Below are 16636 nucleotides of genomic sequence, written 5' to 3'. Positions count from 1 at the left end.
GGCAGGAGCCCCGATGACCACGACACTGCCCGCGTACGACGAGGTCGTTGCGCGCTTCGAACCGGTGATCGGCCTGGAGACCCACGTCGAGCTGGGCACGAACACCAAGATGTTCTGTGGTTGCCCGACCGACTTCGGTGGCGAGCCGAACACCCGGGTCTGCCCGGTGTGCCTGGGTCTGCCCGGTTCGCTGCCGGTGGCCAACAAGGCGGCCATCGAGGCGATCATCCGGATCGGCCTGGCGTTGAACTGCTCGATCGCCGAGTGGTGCCGGTTCGCCCGGAAGAACTACTTCTACCCGGACATGCCGAAGAACTTCCAGATCAGCCAGTACGACGAGCCGATCTGCGTCGACGGTTACCTGGACGTCGAGGTGGGCGGCGAGACGGTGCGGATCGAGATCGAGCGGGTGCACCTCGAGGAGGACACCGGCAAGACGCTGCACGTCGGTGGCGCCACCGGCCGCATCCACGGCGCGACGGAGTCGCTCGTCGACTACAACCGGGCCGGCATCCCGCTTGTGGAGATCGTCACCAAGCCGATCACGGGCACCGGTGCGCTCGCCCCCGACGTGGCCAAGGCGTACGTCACCGAGCTGCGCGACGTGATCCGCACCCTCGGCGTCTCCGACGTGCGGATGGAGGAGGGTTCGCTGCGCTGCGACGTGAACACCTCGCTCAACCTGCCGGGCGCGGAGTGGGGCACCCGTACCGAGACCAAGAACGTCAACTCGCTGCGGTCGGTGGAGCGGGCGGTCCGCTCGGAGATGCTGCGGCAGGCGTCGGTGCTCGACGCGGGCGGCCGGATCACCCAGGAGACCCGCCACTTCCACGAGGAGACCGGCGACACCACCCCGGGTCGCTCGAAGGAGACGGCCACCGACTACCGGTACTTCCCGGAGCCGGATCTGGTGCCGATCGCCCCGGACCCGGCCTGGGTCGCCGAGCTGAAGGCCGCCCTGCCAGAGTTGCCCCGGGTGCACAGGCGTCGGCTCCAGGAGCAGTGGGGCCTCTCCGACCTGGACATGCAGTCGGTGCTGAACGCCGGCGCGGTCGAGCTGATCGAGGCCACCGTGGCCGCCGGAACCACGCCGGCGGCGGCCCGCAAGTGGTGGCTGGGTGAGTTGTCCCGCCGGGCCAACGAGAGCGGCGTGGAGCTCGCCGAGATCGGTGCCACCCCGGCCCAGGTCGCCGAGCTTCAGGGGCTTGTCGACGCAGGCAAGCTCAACGACAAGATGGCGCGTACGGTGCTGGAGGGCGTGGTTGACGGTGAGGGCTCACCCACCGAGATCATGACCAACCGGGGCCTGGAGGTCGTGTCGGACACCGGCGCGCTCACCGCAGCCGTGGACGAGGCGATCGCCGCGAACCCCGGCATCGCCGACAAGATCCGCAGTGGCAAGGTCGCGGCGGTCGGCGCGCTGGTCGGCGCGGTCATGAAGACCACCCGGGGCCAGGCCGACGCGAAGACCCTGCGTGAGCTGATCCTGGAGCGCCTCGGCGTCCAGGGCTGACACCCACCCGGAGCACGCCGCCGCCGCGACCCGGCGGCGGCGTGTCGCCACCCCCTGTCGACTACGCGGCCACCCCGCACCCCTCGCGAGGGCGTCAACGGCGACGCCTGGATGGAGCCACAGTGACCGAGCACGACCTCGATGTCCTCGACGAGATCCAGCGGCGGGTGCTCTGGCTCGCCACCCGGATCGTGGACGCCGCCAACCATGACCGGGCCACCGGCGACGGTGTGAAGGTCGGCGGCCACCAGGCGTCCAGCGCCTCCCTGGTCACGGCGATGACAGCGCTCTGGTTCGCGCACCTGGACGCCGAGGACCGGGTCGCCGTGAAGCCGCACGCGTCCCCGGTGTTCCACGCCATCCAGTACCTGCTCGGCAACCTGGACCGCTCCTACCTGCCCCGGCTGCGGGCCCGTGGCGGCCTCCAGTCGTACCCGTCGCGTACCAAGGACCCGGACGCTGTGGACTTCTCCACCGGTTCGGTCGGCCTGGGCGCGGCGGCGCCGCTCTTCGCCGCCGCCACCCGGCGGTACGTCGACGCGCACTTCGGGGCCCGCCCGCACTCCCGGTTCGTGGCGTTGATCGGTGACGCCGAGCTGGACGAGGGCAACATCTGGGAGGCGGTGGCCGACCCGGCGACCACCGGGCTGGGCAACGTCATGTGGCTCGTCGACTTCAACCGCCAGTCGCTGGACCGGGTGGTCCCCGGCATCCGGATCAACCAGTGGCGGGGCCAGTTCGAGGCGGCCGGCTGGCACGTCGTGGAGGTCAAGTACGGCCGTCGGCTCGCCGACGCGTACGCCCGGCCGGGCGGCGAGGCGTTGCGCGACTGGATCGACGCGATGCCCAACGAGCAGTACCAGTCGCTGTTCGGGCTGGCCGGGCCGGCGCTGCGCAAGCAGTTCCTGGACGGCGCGCCGGCCGGCATCGACGAGCTGATCGCCCACGTCAGCGACGAGGAGCTGAGCCCGCTCGTCACCGACCTGGGCGGGCACGACCTTCAGGCGATGCTGGACGCGTACGCCCAGTGCGACGCGGTCACCGACCGGCCCAGCGTCGTCTTCGCGTACACGGTGAAGGGTTGGGGGTTGCCCATCGCCGGCAACCCGCGCAACCATTCCGCGCTGCTCAGCTCGGAGCAGGTCGACACGCTGCGCGCCGCGCAGGGGTTGACGGCCGAGACCGAGTGGGACCGCCTCGACCCGGCGTCACCCGCCGGGATCCAGGCCGGCGCCCGCCGGGAGGCGCTGTCCCGCGCGCCGCGCGAGCGCGCGCTCGGGGTCACCGTTCCGGAGAGCACTGGAGTACGCGCCAACAAGCCGATCTCCACGCAGGAGGTCTTCGGTCGGGTGCTGGTGGACCTGGCGCGGGACCGGGAGGTGGGCCGCTACCTGGTCACCACCGCCCCGGACGTGGCCACCTCCACCAACCTCGCCGGGTTCATCAACAAGACCGGGGTGTTCGCCCCGACCGAGCAGCGCTCCTGGACCGAGGACCGGATGCTGCGCTGGACGGAGAGCCCCGCCGGGCAGCACATCGAGCTGGGCATCTCGGAGATGAACCTGTTCCTGCTGCTCGGCCAGCTCGGGCTGTCCTGGGACATGTCCGGGCAGCCGCTGCTGCCGGTGGGCACTGTCTACGACCCGTTCGTGCTGCGCGGCCTCGACGCGTTCCTGTACGGCACGTACTCCGGCTCGCGGTTCGTGGTCGCCGGCACCCCGTCCGGCATCACCCTCGCCCCGGAGGGCGGCGCCCACCAGTCCACCATCACCGCGTCGGTCGGTCTGGAGCTGCCCGGGGTGACGTTCCTCGAACCGGCGTACGCGGGCAGCCTCGACTGGCTGCTCTGCGACGCGCTGGGGCAGATCGCCGGCGGGGCGGCCCCGGCCGCGACGGCCGCACCCGCCGAGGACGGCGCGTACTACTTCCGGTTGAGCACCCGACCGTTGGACCAGGCGCCGTTCGAGGCGGCCCGGGCACGGCTCGGCGACGCCGTGCTGCGCCGACAGGTGGTCGCCGGGGCGTACCGGCTGGTCGACGCGCACCAGGCGTACCCGCACCTGGTCGACGCCCCGGTGGTGCAGTTGGCCGCCTCCGGCGCGGTGCTGCCCGAGGTGCTGGCCGCCGCGGCGGAGCTGGCCGACGAGGGCATCGCCGCGCACGTGGTGGACGTGACCTCGCTGGACCGGCTCTACCGGGCCTGGCAGCGCACCCTGCGCCAGGGCGTACGGACGGCCACGGTGCCCAGTGTGCCGGGCGCGCTGCGGTCCGCGTTCGCCGATCGGGTGCCGGTGGTGAGCGTGCACGACGCCGCGTCGCACGCGATGGCCTGGCTCGGCTCGGCGGTCGGCGCCCCGGCGGTGCCGCTCGGCGTGGACGAGTTCGGCCAGTCCGGCAGCGTGGCCGAGCTGTACGAACTGCACGACCTGCTGCCCGGCAGCATCGTCAACGCCGCCCTGGCCGCCATCGCACTCCGCTGACCGTCCGCGCCCGCCGGCGTCGGCTCAGCCGGTCGGCGTGGGTGTGGGTGTGGCCGGGACACCGTCGGTCGGCGTGGGTGTGGGTGTGGCCGGCACACCGGCGGTCGGGTTCTCCACCAGGCGTCGTTCCAGGTTGACCTGGGCCTGCCCGGTGCCGCCGACGGTGATGGTGTCGTACGCCTGGAGCATCTTCTGCTGGTCGAAGTAGAGCACGCTCATCGACAGTGGGGTGGGCTTCTCGCCCTCCAGGCCGCGCAGCCCGGCGCCGCCGGTGGAGCCCTCCACCATCAGCGTGGTGGGCTGCTGCCCGGGTGCCTGCGGCAGCTTGGAGACCTGCCGGGAGTGGGTGTGCCCGGCCAGCACCAGCGGGCAGGTGCCGGCGAGCGGTCCGGCCGACGCCGGGTCGTGCACGAGCGCGATGTTGACCGGCCGCGGTGAGCTGCGGACCGTCGCGGCGAGCTGGTTGCCGACCCCGATCACCTGGTCGGCCACCTGCTGGGTCAACCCGCTGCCGGCCGGGGAGGTGTTCTTGTCCGGGGTGAAGCGCGGGTCGCCGATGCCGGCGATGGTCAGCCCGGCGACAGTCGTGGTCGTGTTGTTCAACACGATGGCGTTCGGCTGGCGGGCCACCGCGGCGGCGGTCTTGCCGGAGTCGTGGTTGCCCCTGATGAAGACGTACGGCTTCTTCAGCAGGCCGATCGAACCGACGAAGGATGCCTCCGGCTCGCTGCCCCAGTCGGTGATGTCCCCGGTGTCGATCACCACGTCGATGCCGAACTGCTCCACGACGGTCCGGATCAGCTGCCAGCCGGTCGGGTTGAGGTGCATGTCGGAGACGTGCAGCACCCGCGTGGTGCCCGGGGTCGGCTCCAACAGGGGAAGCGCCGAGACGGTGGTGTAGAGCTGGCTGACGTTGCCGACCAGGCGCTGCAACTGCTCTGCGTACTTGGTGTAGTCGTTGGCGATCCGGCGGGCGTCACCGACGATGGCCGGCGCGTTGACCAGCAGCCCCTCGTAGCGGGGTTCCTCGATGGCCTGCGGGCGAAGGGTCGCCGCCGCCGTGCCGAGGCTGCCGGCGGTGACCAGCAGCGCCAGCCCACCCGCCCAGGCGGTGCGCCGGACGTCGCGGAAGATCAGCCCGGCCAGGACCAACGTGACAAGGACCGACGCGCCGAGGGTGCGCAGGCCGAGGCGCATCACCCCGGAGCGGACGTCCTCCACGGCGCTCTGGCTGGCCCGGCTGATGCTGGCCGGGTCGTCGATCAGCGCCTCGGTGCGCCCTTGGTCGAGGGCGCCCAGCCGGACGGTGAGGTGGGTCGGCCCGTCGTGGCTGTCGAGCAGCAGCGCGCCGAGCGGCGGGATGTCGACGGTGGTGCCGCCGTCCCGGGCGGGGGAGATGCTGAGGTTGGCCCGGAACGGGCCGATGTCGGTGCTCACCCGGCCACCGGCCAGCACCCCGAGCACCGCCCCGGCCAGGGCCACGGCGAGGACGGCGACGATCAGCCCGAGGCGGCGCAGCGGGCCGGCGGCGCCGACCCGCCAACCCCTCGGGCGCGGCCGGTCGTCGCCGGTCACCGGGTCGTCCCGGTCATCGGCGTCGTCGTGCCGCTCGTCGCGTTGGCCGTCCATGCTGAGAGTCTGACCTGCCCGTCGGAAGATCTTGGTAAACCTGAACGGATGGTGACGAAATCAGCTGCGTCCGCCGTCGCCGCCCGCGAAGACCACCCGCAGGAGCCGGTCGTCGTCGCCCGCCGGGTCGCCCCGCCCGTCGTGGTTGGAGGTGCTCACCCAGAGCGACCCGTCCGGCGCCGCGGCCACCGCGCGCAGCCGGCCGTAGCGGTTGGTGAGCAGCTCACTGGGCTGACCGAGCAGCGTGCCGGTGTCGGTCAGCTCCATCACCCAGAGGCGCTTGCCGCGCAGGCAGCCGGTGACCAGCAGCCGGTCCGTGGCGGCCAGACCGGAGCAGGACGCGTCCGACGTCGCCCACTGCGCGATCGGGTCGGTGAACCGCCTGTCCCTGGCCTGACCCTCGACCTCCGGCCAGCCGTAGTTGCCGCCCTTGGTGATCTGGTTGATCTCGTCCCAGGTGTTCTGGCCGAACTCGACGGCGTACATCCGTTTCGCGGGGTCCCAGGCGAAACCCTGGACGTTGCGGTGGCCCATGGACCAGACCGGGGAGTTGGGGTACGGATTGCCGGCGGCGGGCTTGCCGTCCGGAGTGATCCGGAGGATCTTGCCGCCGAGGCTCTTCACGTCCTGGGAGAGGGGGCGCTGACCGGCGTCACCGGTGCTGACGTAGAGCTGCTTGTCCGGGCCGAAGCCCAACCCACCACCGTTGTGCACATTGGCCTTGGGGATGCCGGTGAGGATCGGGGTGGGCTGCCCGCCGAGTCGCAGCCGGGCGACCCGGTTGTCCCGTTCGGTGGTGTAGTAGACGAACACCGTCTGGTCCCGGGCGAAGTCGGGGGAGACGGCGATGCCGAGCAGGCCGCCCTCGCCCGCCGCCGCCACGTCGGGGATGGTCTGGAGCGGGCGGACCCGCAGCCCGTCCGGCCCCGACTCGGGGCCGACCTGGAGGATCCGGCCGTTGTCCCGTTCGGTGACCAGCGCGCCGCCGTCCGGCAGGAAGGCGATGGCCCAGGGCACCCGCAGACCCTTGGCCAGCACTGTCGCCACCGCCTGCTGGCCGGCGCCGCCGGGGCTCGCCGACGCGGACGGGGTGGGCAGGTTTGGCGGTTCGCCGGCCGGGTCGGGCTCGGGCTCGCCGAAGCTGCAACCGGCGGCGAACAGCAGCGCCGCGCAGGACGCCGCGAGGGCCACCCGGAGGCGGCTGATGCGAGAGTACGGGGGGCGGGCGCTCACCCGGCCCAGGGTAGCCCGTCGCGCGGCCCGGCCGGGCCCGTCGAGATGCAACGGGTGCCGATGGACCCGCTCGGTGGCCCCCGGTGGACCGCTCACCGTGCCCGTACGGCCAGCAGCGCCGTGTCGTCCTCGCGGTGCTGGATCGAGGCGAGCAGCAGGTCGCACAGGTCGTCGAGGGGCAGCGTGTCGGTGCCGGTCAGCCGGCCCGCCAACTCGGCCAGCCCCTCGTCGATGGAGCGGTCCCGCCGTTCGATCAGCCCGTCGGTGTAGAGCAGCAGGGTGTCACCGGTGGCCAGGCTGGTCGAGTGGCTGCTCCGCGGCGACGGACGGGCCAGGCCGAGCAGCGGCTCCGGTGTGCCCTGAAGGACCTCGACCGCCCCGCCGACGCGGACCACCAGGGCCGGCGGGTGCCCGGCGTTGGACCAGGTCATCTCGTGCACACCGGCGCGCTGCGGGCAGATCCGCACCAGCGTCGCGGTGGCGGCGATCGGCAACCGCAGGCCACGGATGGCGCCGTCCAGGTTGCTCAGCAGTGACCCCACCGCGTCCGGCCGGCCGAAGGCGTTGCCGCGCACCAGGTTGCGCAGCTGGCCCATGGTCGCCGCCGCCTCGATGTCGTGCCCGGCCACGTCCCCGATCGCCGCGATCACGTCGCCGTCGGGCTGCACGAAGGCGTCGTACCAGTCGCCGCCCACCTCCACCCGGTCGGCGGCCGGCTGGTAGCGGGCCGCCAGCTCCAGTTCCGCCACCACCGGCAGCCGGGGGAGCATGCTGTGTTGCAGGACCTCGGCGACGTGCCGCTGCTCGCCGTACATCGAGCTGTTGCCGACGGCCTGGCCGGCCCGCCGGCCGATGTCGACGGCGGTGAGCAGGTCCCGGTCGTCGAACTGCTGACGTTGGCCGCCGTTGACGAGGGTGATCGCCCCCAGCACCGTGCCGCCGACACCCCGTACCGGCACGCTCAGGTAGGAGGCGATCCCCAGCCGACTGGCGATGGATGCCATCTCCGGGTCAGTGGTGCCCCGCGTCACGTCGGCCAGGGACGCCATGCTGCCCAGCCGGGGCTGGCCGGTCCGGAGCACCGCCCGGATGCTCGACTCGGGGCTCAGCCCAGTGCGCAGCAGTTCGCCGAAACGGTCGACGTCCGCCGCGCGGGCCGGGTCCCGGTGCACCGAGACCACCTCGCGGGGCAGGCCATTCGGCCCGATCAGGGTGAGCAGGCACCAGTCGGCGAGCAGCGGCACCATGGTGGCGGCGAGTCGGCGCAGCGCGGTGCCCACGTCCAGGGTGCCAGCGAGGGTCTCGCTCACCCCGGCCAGCAGCTCCAGCCGTTCGTGCGCCTGCACGACCCGCCGCCGTGCCTCCTGCGCGCCGTCGAGCGCGATCCGCAGTCGCAGCTCCGACGAGCAGGCGGCGGCCAGGTCGGCCAGGGTCCGCAGCTGCGCGGCCGTCCAGGCGCGGGGCTTGTTGTCGATGGCGCAGAGCGAGCCGAGCACCCGACCGGAGAGGTCGGTCAGCGGCATCCCGGCGTACGCGACCACGCCGAGGTCGTCGATGGCCAGGTTGTCCCGGACGCGGGGGTAGAGCCGGGCGTCCGGCAGCACCATCGGCGCCTCGATGTCCACCACGTGCTGACAGAACGAGTGGCTCAGCGGGGTCTGTCGGCGCTCCGACCAGGGCTCCGGCAGACCGACCGCGCCCGGGAAGAACTGCCGGTCGGCGGAGACCAGGGACACCAGCGCGACCGGCACGTTCAACAGGTCGCTGACCAGCCGCGCGAACCTGTCGAACGCCTCGTCCGGGGCGGCGTCCAGCCCGGTGTCGGCGAGCGCACGCAACCGCCCTGGGTCGCCGAGCACCGAAGGTGGCGCTATCGAACGCCGGGCGGTGCCGGGGGAGCCGTCGGTCATCGAGCACCTGTCTGCCGGGGCGGAGGCCGACCGGCCCTCCGACCCTTCGTTATACCTCGTCCAGGTCGGAGTCGAACATCGGTGTGCTGAGTCTCGCCCGCCCCGCACCCGCGCGCCATCCCCCGGGGCGCCGGTTCGCCGCCGTGCCTCCACCGGCCGCGGCATCGGGGACTATCGTCGGCGGACGTGAAGGTATGGATTCCGCACCAGGCCGGCCTGAACCTCCTGGGCGAGCTGCCCGCGGACGTGACAGTGGAGGTCTTCGAGCACACCGATCGGATGCCGTCCGAGGCGGCCGACGTCCGCTTCTGGGTGCCGCCGTTCCTGGGTGGCTCGGACGCGACGGCGGTGCTGGGTGACCTGCCCGACCTGGCGGTGGTGCAGTTGCTCTCCGCCGGGGCGGACGCGTGGGCCGGCCGGACACCCCCGGCTGTCACCCTCTGCGATGCCCGGGGCGTGCACGACCCCTCCACCGCCGAGTGGGTCGTCACCGCGATCCTCACCCAGCTGCGGGCGTTCCCGGCGTTCGTCCGCGCGCAGGCCGAGCGGCGCTGGACGTTCGCGGAGAACACCCCTACCGACGAGCTGACCGGCAAGCGGGTGCTCATCATCGGCGCCGGCTCGATCGGCACCGCGGTGCGTGACCGGCTCGCCCCCTTCGACGTGAGCTTCACACTGGTCGCCAGGACGGCCCGCCCGGAGCAGGGGGTGCACGCCGTCGAGGAACTGCCCCGGCTGCTGCCCGACGCGGACGTGGTGGTGGTGCTGGTGCCGCTCACCGACCAGACCCGTGGCCTGATCGACAAGGCGTTCCTGGCCGCGATGCCGGACGGGGCGCTGTTGGTCAACGCCGCCCGGGGTCCGGTGGCGCACACCGAGGCGCTCGTCGCCGAGCTGGGCGCCGGTCGGATCTCGGCGGCGTTGGACGTCACCGACCCGGAGCCGCTGCCCGCCGACTCCCCGCTCTGGGCCATGCCGAACGTGCTGCTCACCCCGCACGTGGGCGGGTCGGTGCGCGGGTTGTTGCCACGGGCCTACCGGCTGGTGGGCGATCAGGTACGCCGCTTCGCCGCCGGGCAACCGCTGATCAACAGGGTGGTCGACGGCTACTGAGGGGGCGCGTCCGCCGCGGCGCCCGGCAGCGGCTGGCCGGTTGCCGCGACCAGCCGCGGCAGATCTGCCCCACGGACGGCCGGCAGCGTGACCTGGCGGCCGTCGTCGAGTCGGGCGACCGCGCGCCCGCGCTGGTCGGTGGTCAGCTCGAGGACCTGCTCCCAGCCGATCCGACGCTGCCCGGCCAGCGCCCGCACGCGCAGTTCCCGTGCGTCGGCGTCGGTGCCGGCCCGCCAGGCCCACACCGCGACGGCGAGCGGGACGAGCAGCACCGGCAGCAGGTAGTCCCGGGCGTTGGCCAGCGGCAGGGCGCCCACGAAGGCGATGATCGCGGCCACCAGGATGGCTTGGTTGTACCGGAAGCGGACCGTGTCGGGCTTACTCACCCTCCGATGATCCCACTCCCTGTCGTTTCGGCTCGCGGCGGGCGGTGCCGGCAGCGTGCGGTACGCCGTACAGTGACACGGGTCGTTGTCTTCCCTGAGTGACCGGCAAGTAACCAATTCGGCCGTCCATCGTTGCCAATCGTGGGTAGCGGACTCGCAACGTCCGATGTCCCGCACCGCCGCACCGCCCCCGTGCCCCCTCACGAAGGCGACCGCCGTGCTCCTCGCGTACCCGTTCCGCGTCCTCGTCCCCCGCCGTGCGGCACCGGAAGCCGCCACGTCCGTGGCGGTGGCGCTGCTCCTCCTCGCCGCTGCCGCCGACCTGGTCCCGACCTCGGTGGTGATCGCGCTGGCCGCCGGTGCCGGCGCCACGCTCGCCGGGCTGCGACTCTCCCGGCTGGCCACCCGGCGCGACACCGACCCGACCCCGCGTGCGGCGGGTGTGCTGCTCGACGCGGCGGTGGTGGCGGCAGGTCTCACCGCCGTCGTGCTGCCCCTGACCGACCTCGGGCACACCCTCGCCGTGCTGATCGGGTCGCTGGTCGTGGCGGCCCTCGCGACGGCCGGTCTGCACCTGCTCCCCGGCCGCTCGCGGCCGGCGGCCTCGGTCCGGCTGCGCTGGCTGGTCGAGTCGACAGGCCCGGCCGTCGGTCTGGCCCTCGCCGGCTGGCTGCTGCTGCCCACCGACGGCCTGCCGGTCCCGGTTCGACTGGGCGCCGCGTTGACGCTCGGCGGGTTGGGGATGGCCGCGCTGAACGCGTTCGCGGGGCCGCGGCGGCGCTCGGGTGCGGCGGTCTGCCGGGGCGGTGTCCTGCTCACAGTGGGCGGGCTGGTGCTGCTGGCCACGTTGCCGTCCGCACCGGCCGGCCGGGTGGCCCTGCTGGCCGTACCCCCGTTGGTGTTCGGGATGTTGCTCGTCGCGGTCGGCGCGGCGGATGCGGCGGACGACGCGGAGCCGGCCGACGCGGCAGAGCCGGCGGACCCGGCCGCCGCGGCCTGGCCCCGGACGGTGCTTCCCGCGGCGGTGCTGTTGCTGGCGTCGGGCCTGCACCTGGGCGCCGGCCGCGCACCGGACCGGACGAGCGTGTTGTTGGCCCTGGTGGCGGTGCCGCCCCTGGTGCTGCGTGAGCTGCTGCGCGCGGGTGACGCGCCCACGTCCGGTCGGCGGGCCGCTCATCGCCGGCCGGCGGGCCGGTCGCTGCGGCACCGCCGTGCCACCCCGGCACGATGGCCGGGCACACCGGAACCGCCGCCCGAGCGAGGCCCCGGCGCGCCGGAGGGCACGTCCACCGCGATGGGTGCTGGCTCGACCTGGTCGCCTGATCACAGTTCCGCCTGGTGGGGGCCCAACCGGCGACCCTCGCTGACCAGCGGCACACCCGGCGACCGGGCTGCCCTGCTGGACGCCCTGGCCGCGATCGGCGAGGTTTCGGTGCCGGCCGGCGCGCTGCTGCTGGTGGACCTGCACGGCACCGAAGGGATCGGCCCGACGGCCCGGGAGGACGTGCTGGCCGAGGCGGTGCACCGGGCTCGCGCGGTCATCGCCGCCGACGATCTGGTCACCGGGTGCACGGGTACCGGCTTCGCGGTGGTCACCGCCGCCGGCCCGGTGCTGGCGTACGCCCTGGGCACCCGGCTGTTGAGCGCGCTCAGCCCGCCCTACCGGCTGGCGGGCGCGATGCTGCGCGTGCAGACGAGCATCGGTTTGGCCGAGGTGAGCGGCGCCGGGCCGGCGGACGTGCTCCGGCAGGCCGAGCTGGCCCGACGACGGGCCGTGCAGCTGGGCCGGGATCGGGTGGAGTGGTACGACGCGTTCCTGGAGGAACAGCTGGTACGCCGGCTCGACCTGGAGCGCGAGCTGCCCGGTGCGGTGGCGCGCGGCGAGCTGGACCTCGTCTACCAGCCGGTGGTCGATCTGGCCGACGGGCAACCGGTGGGCGCGGAGGCACTGCTGCGGTGGCGCAGCCCGGTGCTCGGCACGGTGCTCCCGGCCGAGCTGCTGCCGGTCGCCGAGGACCTGGACCTGGTCGGTGAGTTGGAGTGGTGGGTGCTGGACCGGGCCTGCCGGCAGTTGTCCGACTGGTCGGTGGGCGTACGGGAGCTGTGGATGGCGGTCAACGTCACGACCCGGGAGCTGACCACCCCCGACTTCGTCCAGCGGCTCGCAGCCGTGCTGGCCGCGTACGGGGTGCCGCCGGAGCGACTGGTGGTGGAGGTGAGCGAGCCGAGGGTCGCCGGTGACCTGCCGACAGTGGTGGCTCGGTTGGCCGGGCTCCGGTCGCTTGGCGTACGCACCGCGTTGGACGACTTCCGGGCCGAGCACGCCTCACTGGCCCAGCTGCGCCGACTGCCGATCGACCTGCTCAAGGTGGGCCCGGAGTTGGTGGGCGCACGGCCGGACGGGCAGCCGCCACTGATCGACGTGGTGGTCAACGTGGGCGAGCGGCTGGGCGTCGAGCTCGTCGCCGAGGAGTTGGAGTCGTCGACCCAGGTCGAGGGGGCGCGCCGGGGCGGTTGCCGGTACGGGCAGGGGTTCGCGCTGGCCCGGCCGGCGACGGCCGAGCGGGTCGAGGCGTACTTCGAGGAGTTTCCCTCAGCATCGCGCTGAACCGGTTCATCTGTTGCGGGGCGGTGCCGTGCTGCCGCGCGGTGTGAGATGGGGCGTCTCGTCCTGCACCCGGCCGGCCGGCTGCCCGGCGACGACGGCGAGCAGTTGCCGGGCGGCGTGCGCGCCGTACGCCGGGATGTCCCGGCCCAGCGCGGTCAGCGGCGGGTGCACCAGGCGGCACAGCGGCGAGTCGTCCCAGGCCACGATGGACAGATCGCCGGGCACGGTCAGACCCATCTCCTGGGCCACGGAGAGCCCGGCGATGGCCATCACGTCGTTGTCGTAGATGACCGCCGTGGGTCGGTCGGCCGAGCTGAGCAACCGGCGGGTGGCCCGGCCGCCCTCCTCGCCCGTGTAGTCGGACCAGACGGTGACCGCGTCGACCAGGCCGAGCCGCTGGCGGACGGCCGCGAAGGCGTCGGTGCGGATCTCGGTGTGCCGCAGGTCGGGCAGGCCGGCGACCCGGGCGATCCGTCGATGCCCGAGGACGACCAGGTACTCCACCGTCTCGGTCAGCGCGGCGGCGTCGTCGGACCAGAGACTCGCCAGCTCACCGGTGCCACCGGGGCCGCCGATCACCACCGCCGGCAGTTGTAGCTGCTCGAGTGCGGGGATGCGACTGTCGTCGGTGCGCAGGTCGCAGACCAGCACCCCGTCCACCCGTCGTTCGCCCCACCAGCGCCGGTAGACGGCGATCTCGGCGTCGTGGTCGGCCACCACCTGGAGGGTCAGCGCGTAGGAGCGGGCGGACAGTTCGGCCTCGACGCCGCTGATCAGCGCCATGAAGAACGGCTCGACGCCGAGTGTCCGGGCCGGTCGGCACAGGGCCAGGCCGATCGCCCCGGCGGTGGCGGCCGAGAGGGCGCGGGCGGCGCTGCTCCGGCTGAACCCGATCTCCGTGGCGATGGCCAGGATGCGCTGCCGGGTGGCCTCGGAGACGCCGGGCTGCCCGTTCAACGCGTAGGACACGGCGCCCTTGGACACCCCGGCGCGTTGGGCGACGTCGGCGATTGTCGGCCGCTTCACCGGCGTACTCCTTTGCTCCCTGGCCGTTGACAGCCCAGAATTCGAACCGTACGGTTTCTCAGCTTATCCGGTTCAGTAAGCGTCTTTCGATGCGGAAGGTGCGGTGAGGTCTTGCGCCGACAGGCACTCTACGACGGTTGGACAGTGCGAGCGGCCCCCGGAGCGCAGGTGCCCGAGGAGGTCGCCGGCCGGTCCGTGCCGGCGACAGTGCCCGGCTGCGTGCACACCGATCTGCTCGACGCCGGGCTGATCGGAGACCCCTACCTCGACGACAACGAACGAGCGCTGGCCTGGATCGGGCGCACCGACTGGGTCTACCAGACCACATTCGTCCATCGCTCGGGCGACGACGAGCGGGTCGACCTGGTCTGCGCCGGCCTGGACACCGTCGCCACGCTCACAGTCAACGGCGTCGAGGTCGGCCGCACCGCGAACATGCACCGCGGCTACCGGGTCGACGTCCGACCGCTGCTGCGCGACGGGAACAACGACCTGGTCGTCACGTTCGGCTCCGCGTACCGCTATGCCGAGGCGCAGCAGGAGCGGCTCGGCGACCGGCCCAACGCCTACCCGGAGCCGTTCCACTTCATCCGCAAGATGGCCTGCAACTTCGGCTGGGACTGGGGGCCGACACTGGTCACCGCCGGCATCTGGCAGGAGATCGGCCTGCACGCCTGGTCGACCGCCCGGCTGGCCACCGTCCGTCCACTCGTCACCATGGACGGTCGCGACGGCCGGGTCGAGGTGCACGTCGAGGTCGAGCGGGTCGCGGACGTCCCGCTGACCGTCCGCGCCGCCGTGGCCGGCGTCCGCGCCGAGGTGGTCGTCCCGGCCGGCCAGCGCACGGCCGTGCTGACCCTCACCGTCCGCGAGCCAGCACTGTGGTGGCCCCGGGGGTACGGCGACCAGACGCGCCACCCGATCGAGGTGACACTGCACGCCCCGGACGGAGACGCCCTGGACAGTTGGTCGCACCGGATCGGCTTCCGCTCGGTCCGGCTGGACACCACACCCGACGAGCACGGCACCCCGTTCTCGTTGTCGGTCAACGACGTCCCGGTCTTCGTCCGCGGGGTCAACTGGATCCCGGACGACGCGTTTCCCACCCGGATCACCCGGGCCCGGCTGGCCGAGCGGTTCGACCAGGCGGTCGCCGCCAACGTCAACCTGCTGCGCGTCTGGGGCGGCGGCCGGTACGAGTCGGCGGACTTCTACGACCTCGCCGACGAGCGTGGGCTCCTCGTCCAGCAGGACTTCCTCTTCGCCTGCGCCGCGTACCCGGAGGAGGAGCCGTTCGGCACCGAGGTGGCCGCCGAAGCCGCCGAGCAGGTGACCCGGCTCGCCCCATACCCGTCGCTGGTGCTCTGGACCGGCAACAACGAGAACATCTGGGGCTGGCACGACTGGGACTGGCAGCAGGCCCTCGCCGGGCGCACCTGGGGGCGCGGCTACTACCTCGACGTGCTGCCCCGGATCGTCGGCGAGCTGGACCCGACCCGCCCGTACTGGCCGGGCAGCCCCTGGTCCGGCAGCGAGGCGATCCACCCCAACGACCCGGCGCACGGCACCACCCACATCTGGGACGTCTGGAACACCGACGACTACACCAAATACCGGGAGTACGTCCCGCGCTTCGTCGCCGAATTCGGCTACCAGGCCCCACCGGCGTACGCCACGCTGCGCCGCGCGCTGAGCGACGAACCCCTCGCACACGACTCACCGGGCATGGCGCACCACCAGAAGGCGGCCGGCGGTGACGCCAAGCTCCAGCGCGGCCTCGACGCGCACCTGCCCACCCCGGCGGACTTCGACGACTGGCACTACCTGACGCAGCTCAACCAGGCCCGCGCGATCCAGCTCGGGGTGGAGCACTTCCGCTCCCACCGGAACGTCTGCGCGGGCACCATCGTCTGGCAGCTCAACGACTGCTGGCCGGTGACCTCCTGGTCGGCCGTCGACGGCGACGGCCGCCGCAAACCCCTGTGGTACGCGCTGCGCCACGCGTACGCCGACCGGCTCCTCACCGTGCAGCCCCGCGACGGCGGGCTGGCCCTGGTCGCGGTCAACGAGACCGCTGAGGTGTGGGCCGCGCCGGCCGCGGTCACGCGGTTCACGCTCACCGGGGAGCCGAGGGCGAAGACCTCGGTCGACCTCGACGTCCCGGCGTACTCGGCGATGACGCTGGCACTGCCGGCGGAGCTGGCGCGGCCGGAGGATGCCCGGCGCGAGGTGCTGGTCGCGGAGGCCGGTGGCACCGCGGAGCGCGCCCTGTGGTTCTTCGCCGAGGACCGGGAGGTGGACTGGCCGGCGGCGGCCTGGGACGCGACGGTCGAGCCGTTCGACGGCGGGCAGCGGGTCCGAGTCACGGCCCGAACGGTGCTGCGCGACCTGACGTTGTTCCCGGACCGCCTCGACGCCTCAGCCACTGTGGACACCGCCCTGGTCACGCTGTTGCCCGGCGAGTCGACGACCTTCACCGTGCACGCGGACGGGTTGCTGGACCCGGCGGCCCTCGTCGCCCGCCCGGTGCTGCGCTGCGTCAACGACCTCGCCTGAGACCGCGAGGTCGCGCACAACCAGCGCGAGTTGAGCGTCGATCTTGCAGTTTCGGTTGTCGGTATGGGTTGGTAAGCCCGTTGTGTCGGGGCAGAAAGTGCAAGATCGCCGGGGCCGGGGCCGGGCTTGAGGCCCATGATCGTGCTCGATGCATGAAGTAGTGGCCTCCCCGTTCAGGGAGG

10 protein-coding genes are annotated in these 16636 nt (G+C 73.0%); 5 read left to right on the top strand and 5 right to left on the bottom strand.

The window, feature by feature from the left end; translation table 11 throughout:
* The first annotated feature begins 13 nt into the window (after positions 1-13).
* The gene (gene gatB, locus KBX71_RS08465; protein WP_210817436.1) at positions 14-1513 is read left to right on the top strand and encodes an Asp-tRNA(Asn)/Glu-tRNA(Gln) amidotransferase subunit GatB; all 1500 of its coding nucleotides are present in this window, start codon (positions 14-16) and stop codon (positions 1511-1513) included.
* A 122-nt stretch (positions 1514-1635) separates the two neighbouring features.
* Positions 1636-3993 (top strand): pyruvate dehydrogenase, encoded by a 2358-nt coding sequence (locus KBX71_RS08460; RefSeq protein WP_210817435.1) that lies wholly within the window; start codon positions 1636-1638, stop codon positions 3991-3993.
* Between the two features lie 24 nt (positions 3994-4017).
* Here KBX71_RS08460 and KBX71_RS08455 read toward each other — a convergent pair whose 3' ends face one another.
* The 3 genes from KBX71_RS08455 to KBX71_RS08445 all read right to left on the bottom strand — a co-directional run bounded on the left by KBX71_RS08455 (position 4018) and on the right by KBX71_RS08445 (position 8765).
* A complete protein-coding gene (locus tag KBX71_RS08455; RefSeq protein ID WP_210817434.1) occupies positions 4018-5622 on the bottom strand; it encodes a metallophosphoesterase in 1605 nt (534 codons plus the stop codon).
* Positions 5623-5682: 60 nt separating this feature from the next.
* Positions 5683-6855 (bottom strand): sorbosone dehydrogenase family protein, encoded by a 1173-nt coding sequence (locus KBX71_RS08450; RefSeq protein WP_210817433.1) that lies wholly within the window; start codon positions 6853-6855, stop codon positions 5683-5685.
* 92 nt (positions 6856-6947) lie between these two features.
* The gene (locus tag KBX71_RS08445) at positions 6948-8765 is read right to left on the bottom strand and encodes a GAF domain-containing SpoIIE family protein phosphatase (protein ID WP_210817432.1); all 1818 of its coding nucleotides are present in this window, start codon (positions 8763-8765) and stop codon (positions 6948-6950) included.
* A gap of 186 nt (positions 8766-8951) precedes the next feature.
* On the opposite strand from KBX71_RS08445, the gene KBX71_RS08440 reads away from it, so the two are divergent.
* Positions 8952-9878, top strand: coding sequence for a 2-hydroxyacid dehydrogenase (locus tag KBX71_RS08440; protein ID WP_210817431.1), 927 nt, complete (start codon positions 8952-8954; stop codon positions 9876-9878).
* Here the strand turns inward: KBX71_RS08440 and KBX71_RS08435 are convergent.
* Positions 9872-10264, bottom strand: a complete 393-nt coding sequence (locus KBX71_RS08435; protein WP_124823180.1) for a PH domain-containing protein — start codon at positions 10262-10264, stop codon at positions 9872-9874. The two genes, KBX71_RS08440 and KBX71_RS08435, sit on opposite strands and share 7 nt — an antisense overlap.
* Positions 10265-10481: 217 nt before the next feature.
* On the opposite strand from KBX71_RS08435, the gene KBX71_RS08430 reads away from it, so the two are divergent.
* Positions 10482-12872 carry a GGDEF domain-containing phosphodiesterase gene (locus KBX71_RS08430; protein WP_307847006.1) on the top strand — a complete coding sequence of 797 codons (2391 nt, stop codon included), beginning with the start codon at positions 10482-10484 and terminating at the stop codon, positions 12870-12872.
* Between the two features lie 6 nt (positions 12873-12878).
* Here KBX71_RS08430 and KBX71_RS08425 read toward each other — a convergent pair whose 3' ends face one another.
* The gene (locus KBX71_RS08425) at positions 12879-13898 is read right to left on the bottom strand and encodes a LacI family DNA-binding transcriptional regulator (protein ID WP_210817429.1); all 1020 of its coding nucleotides are present in this window, start codon (positions 13896-13898) and stop codon (positions 12879-12881) included.
* 111 nt (positions 13899-14009) lie between these two features.
* On the opposite strand from KBX71_RS08425, the gene KBX71_RS08420 reads away from it, so the two are divergent.
* Positions 14010-16454: a glycoside hydrolase family 2 protein gene (locus KBX71_RS08420; protein WP_210817428.1), complete on the top strand. Its 2445-nt coding sequence runs from the start codon at positions 14010-14012 to the stop codon at positions 16452-16454.
* Positions 16455-16636: the final 182 nt, after the last annotated feature.

Origin of the sequence: Micromonospora sp. D93 (assembly GCF_018070365.1) — a bacterium.
Taxonomy (GTDB): Bacteria; Actinomycetota; Actinomycetes; order Mycobacteriales; family Micromonosporaceae; genus Micromonospora; species Micromonospora ureilytica.
Note: the sequence above shows the minus strand (reverse complement) of the source record. Positions and strands in the feature narration are given on the sequence as shown.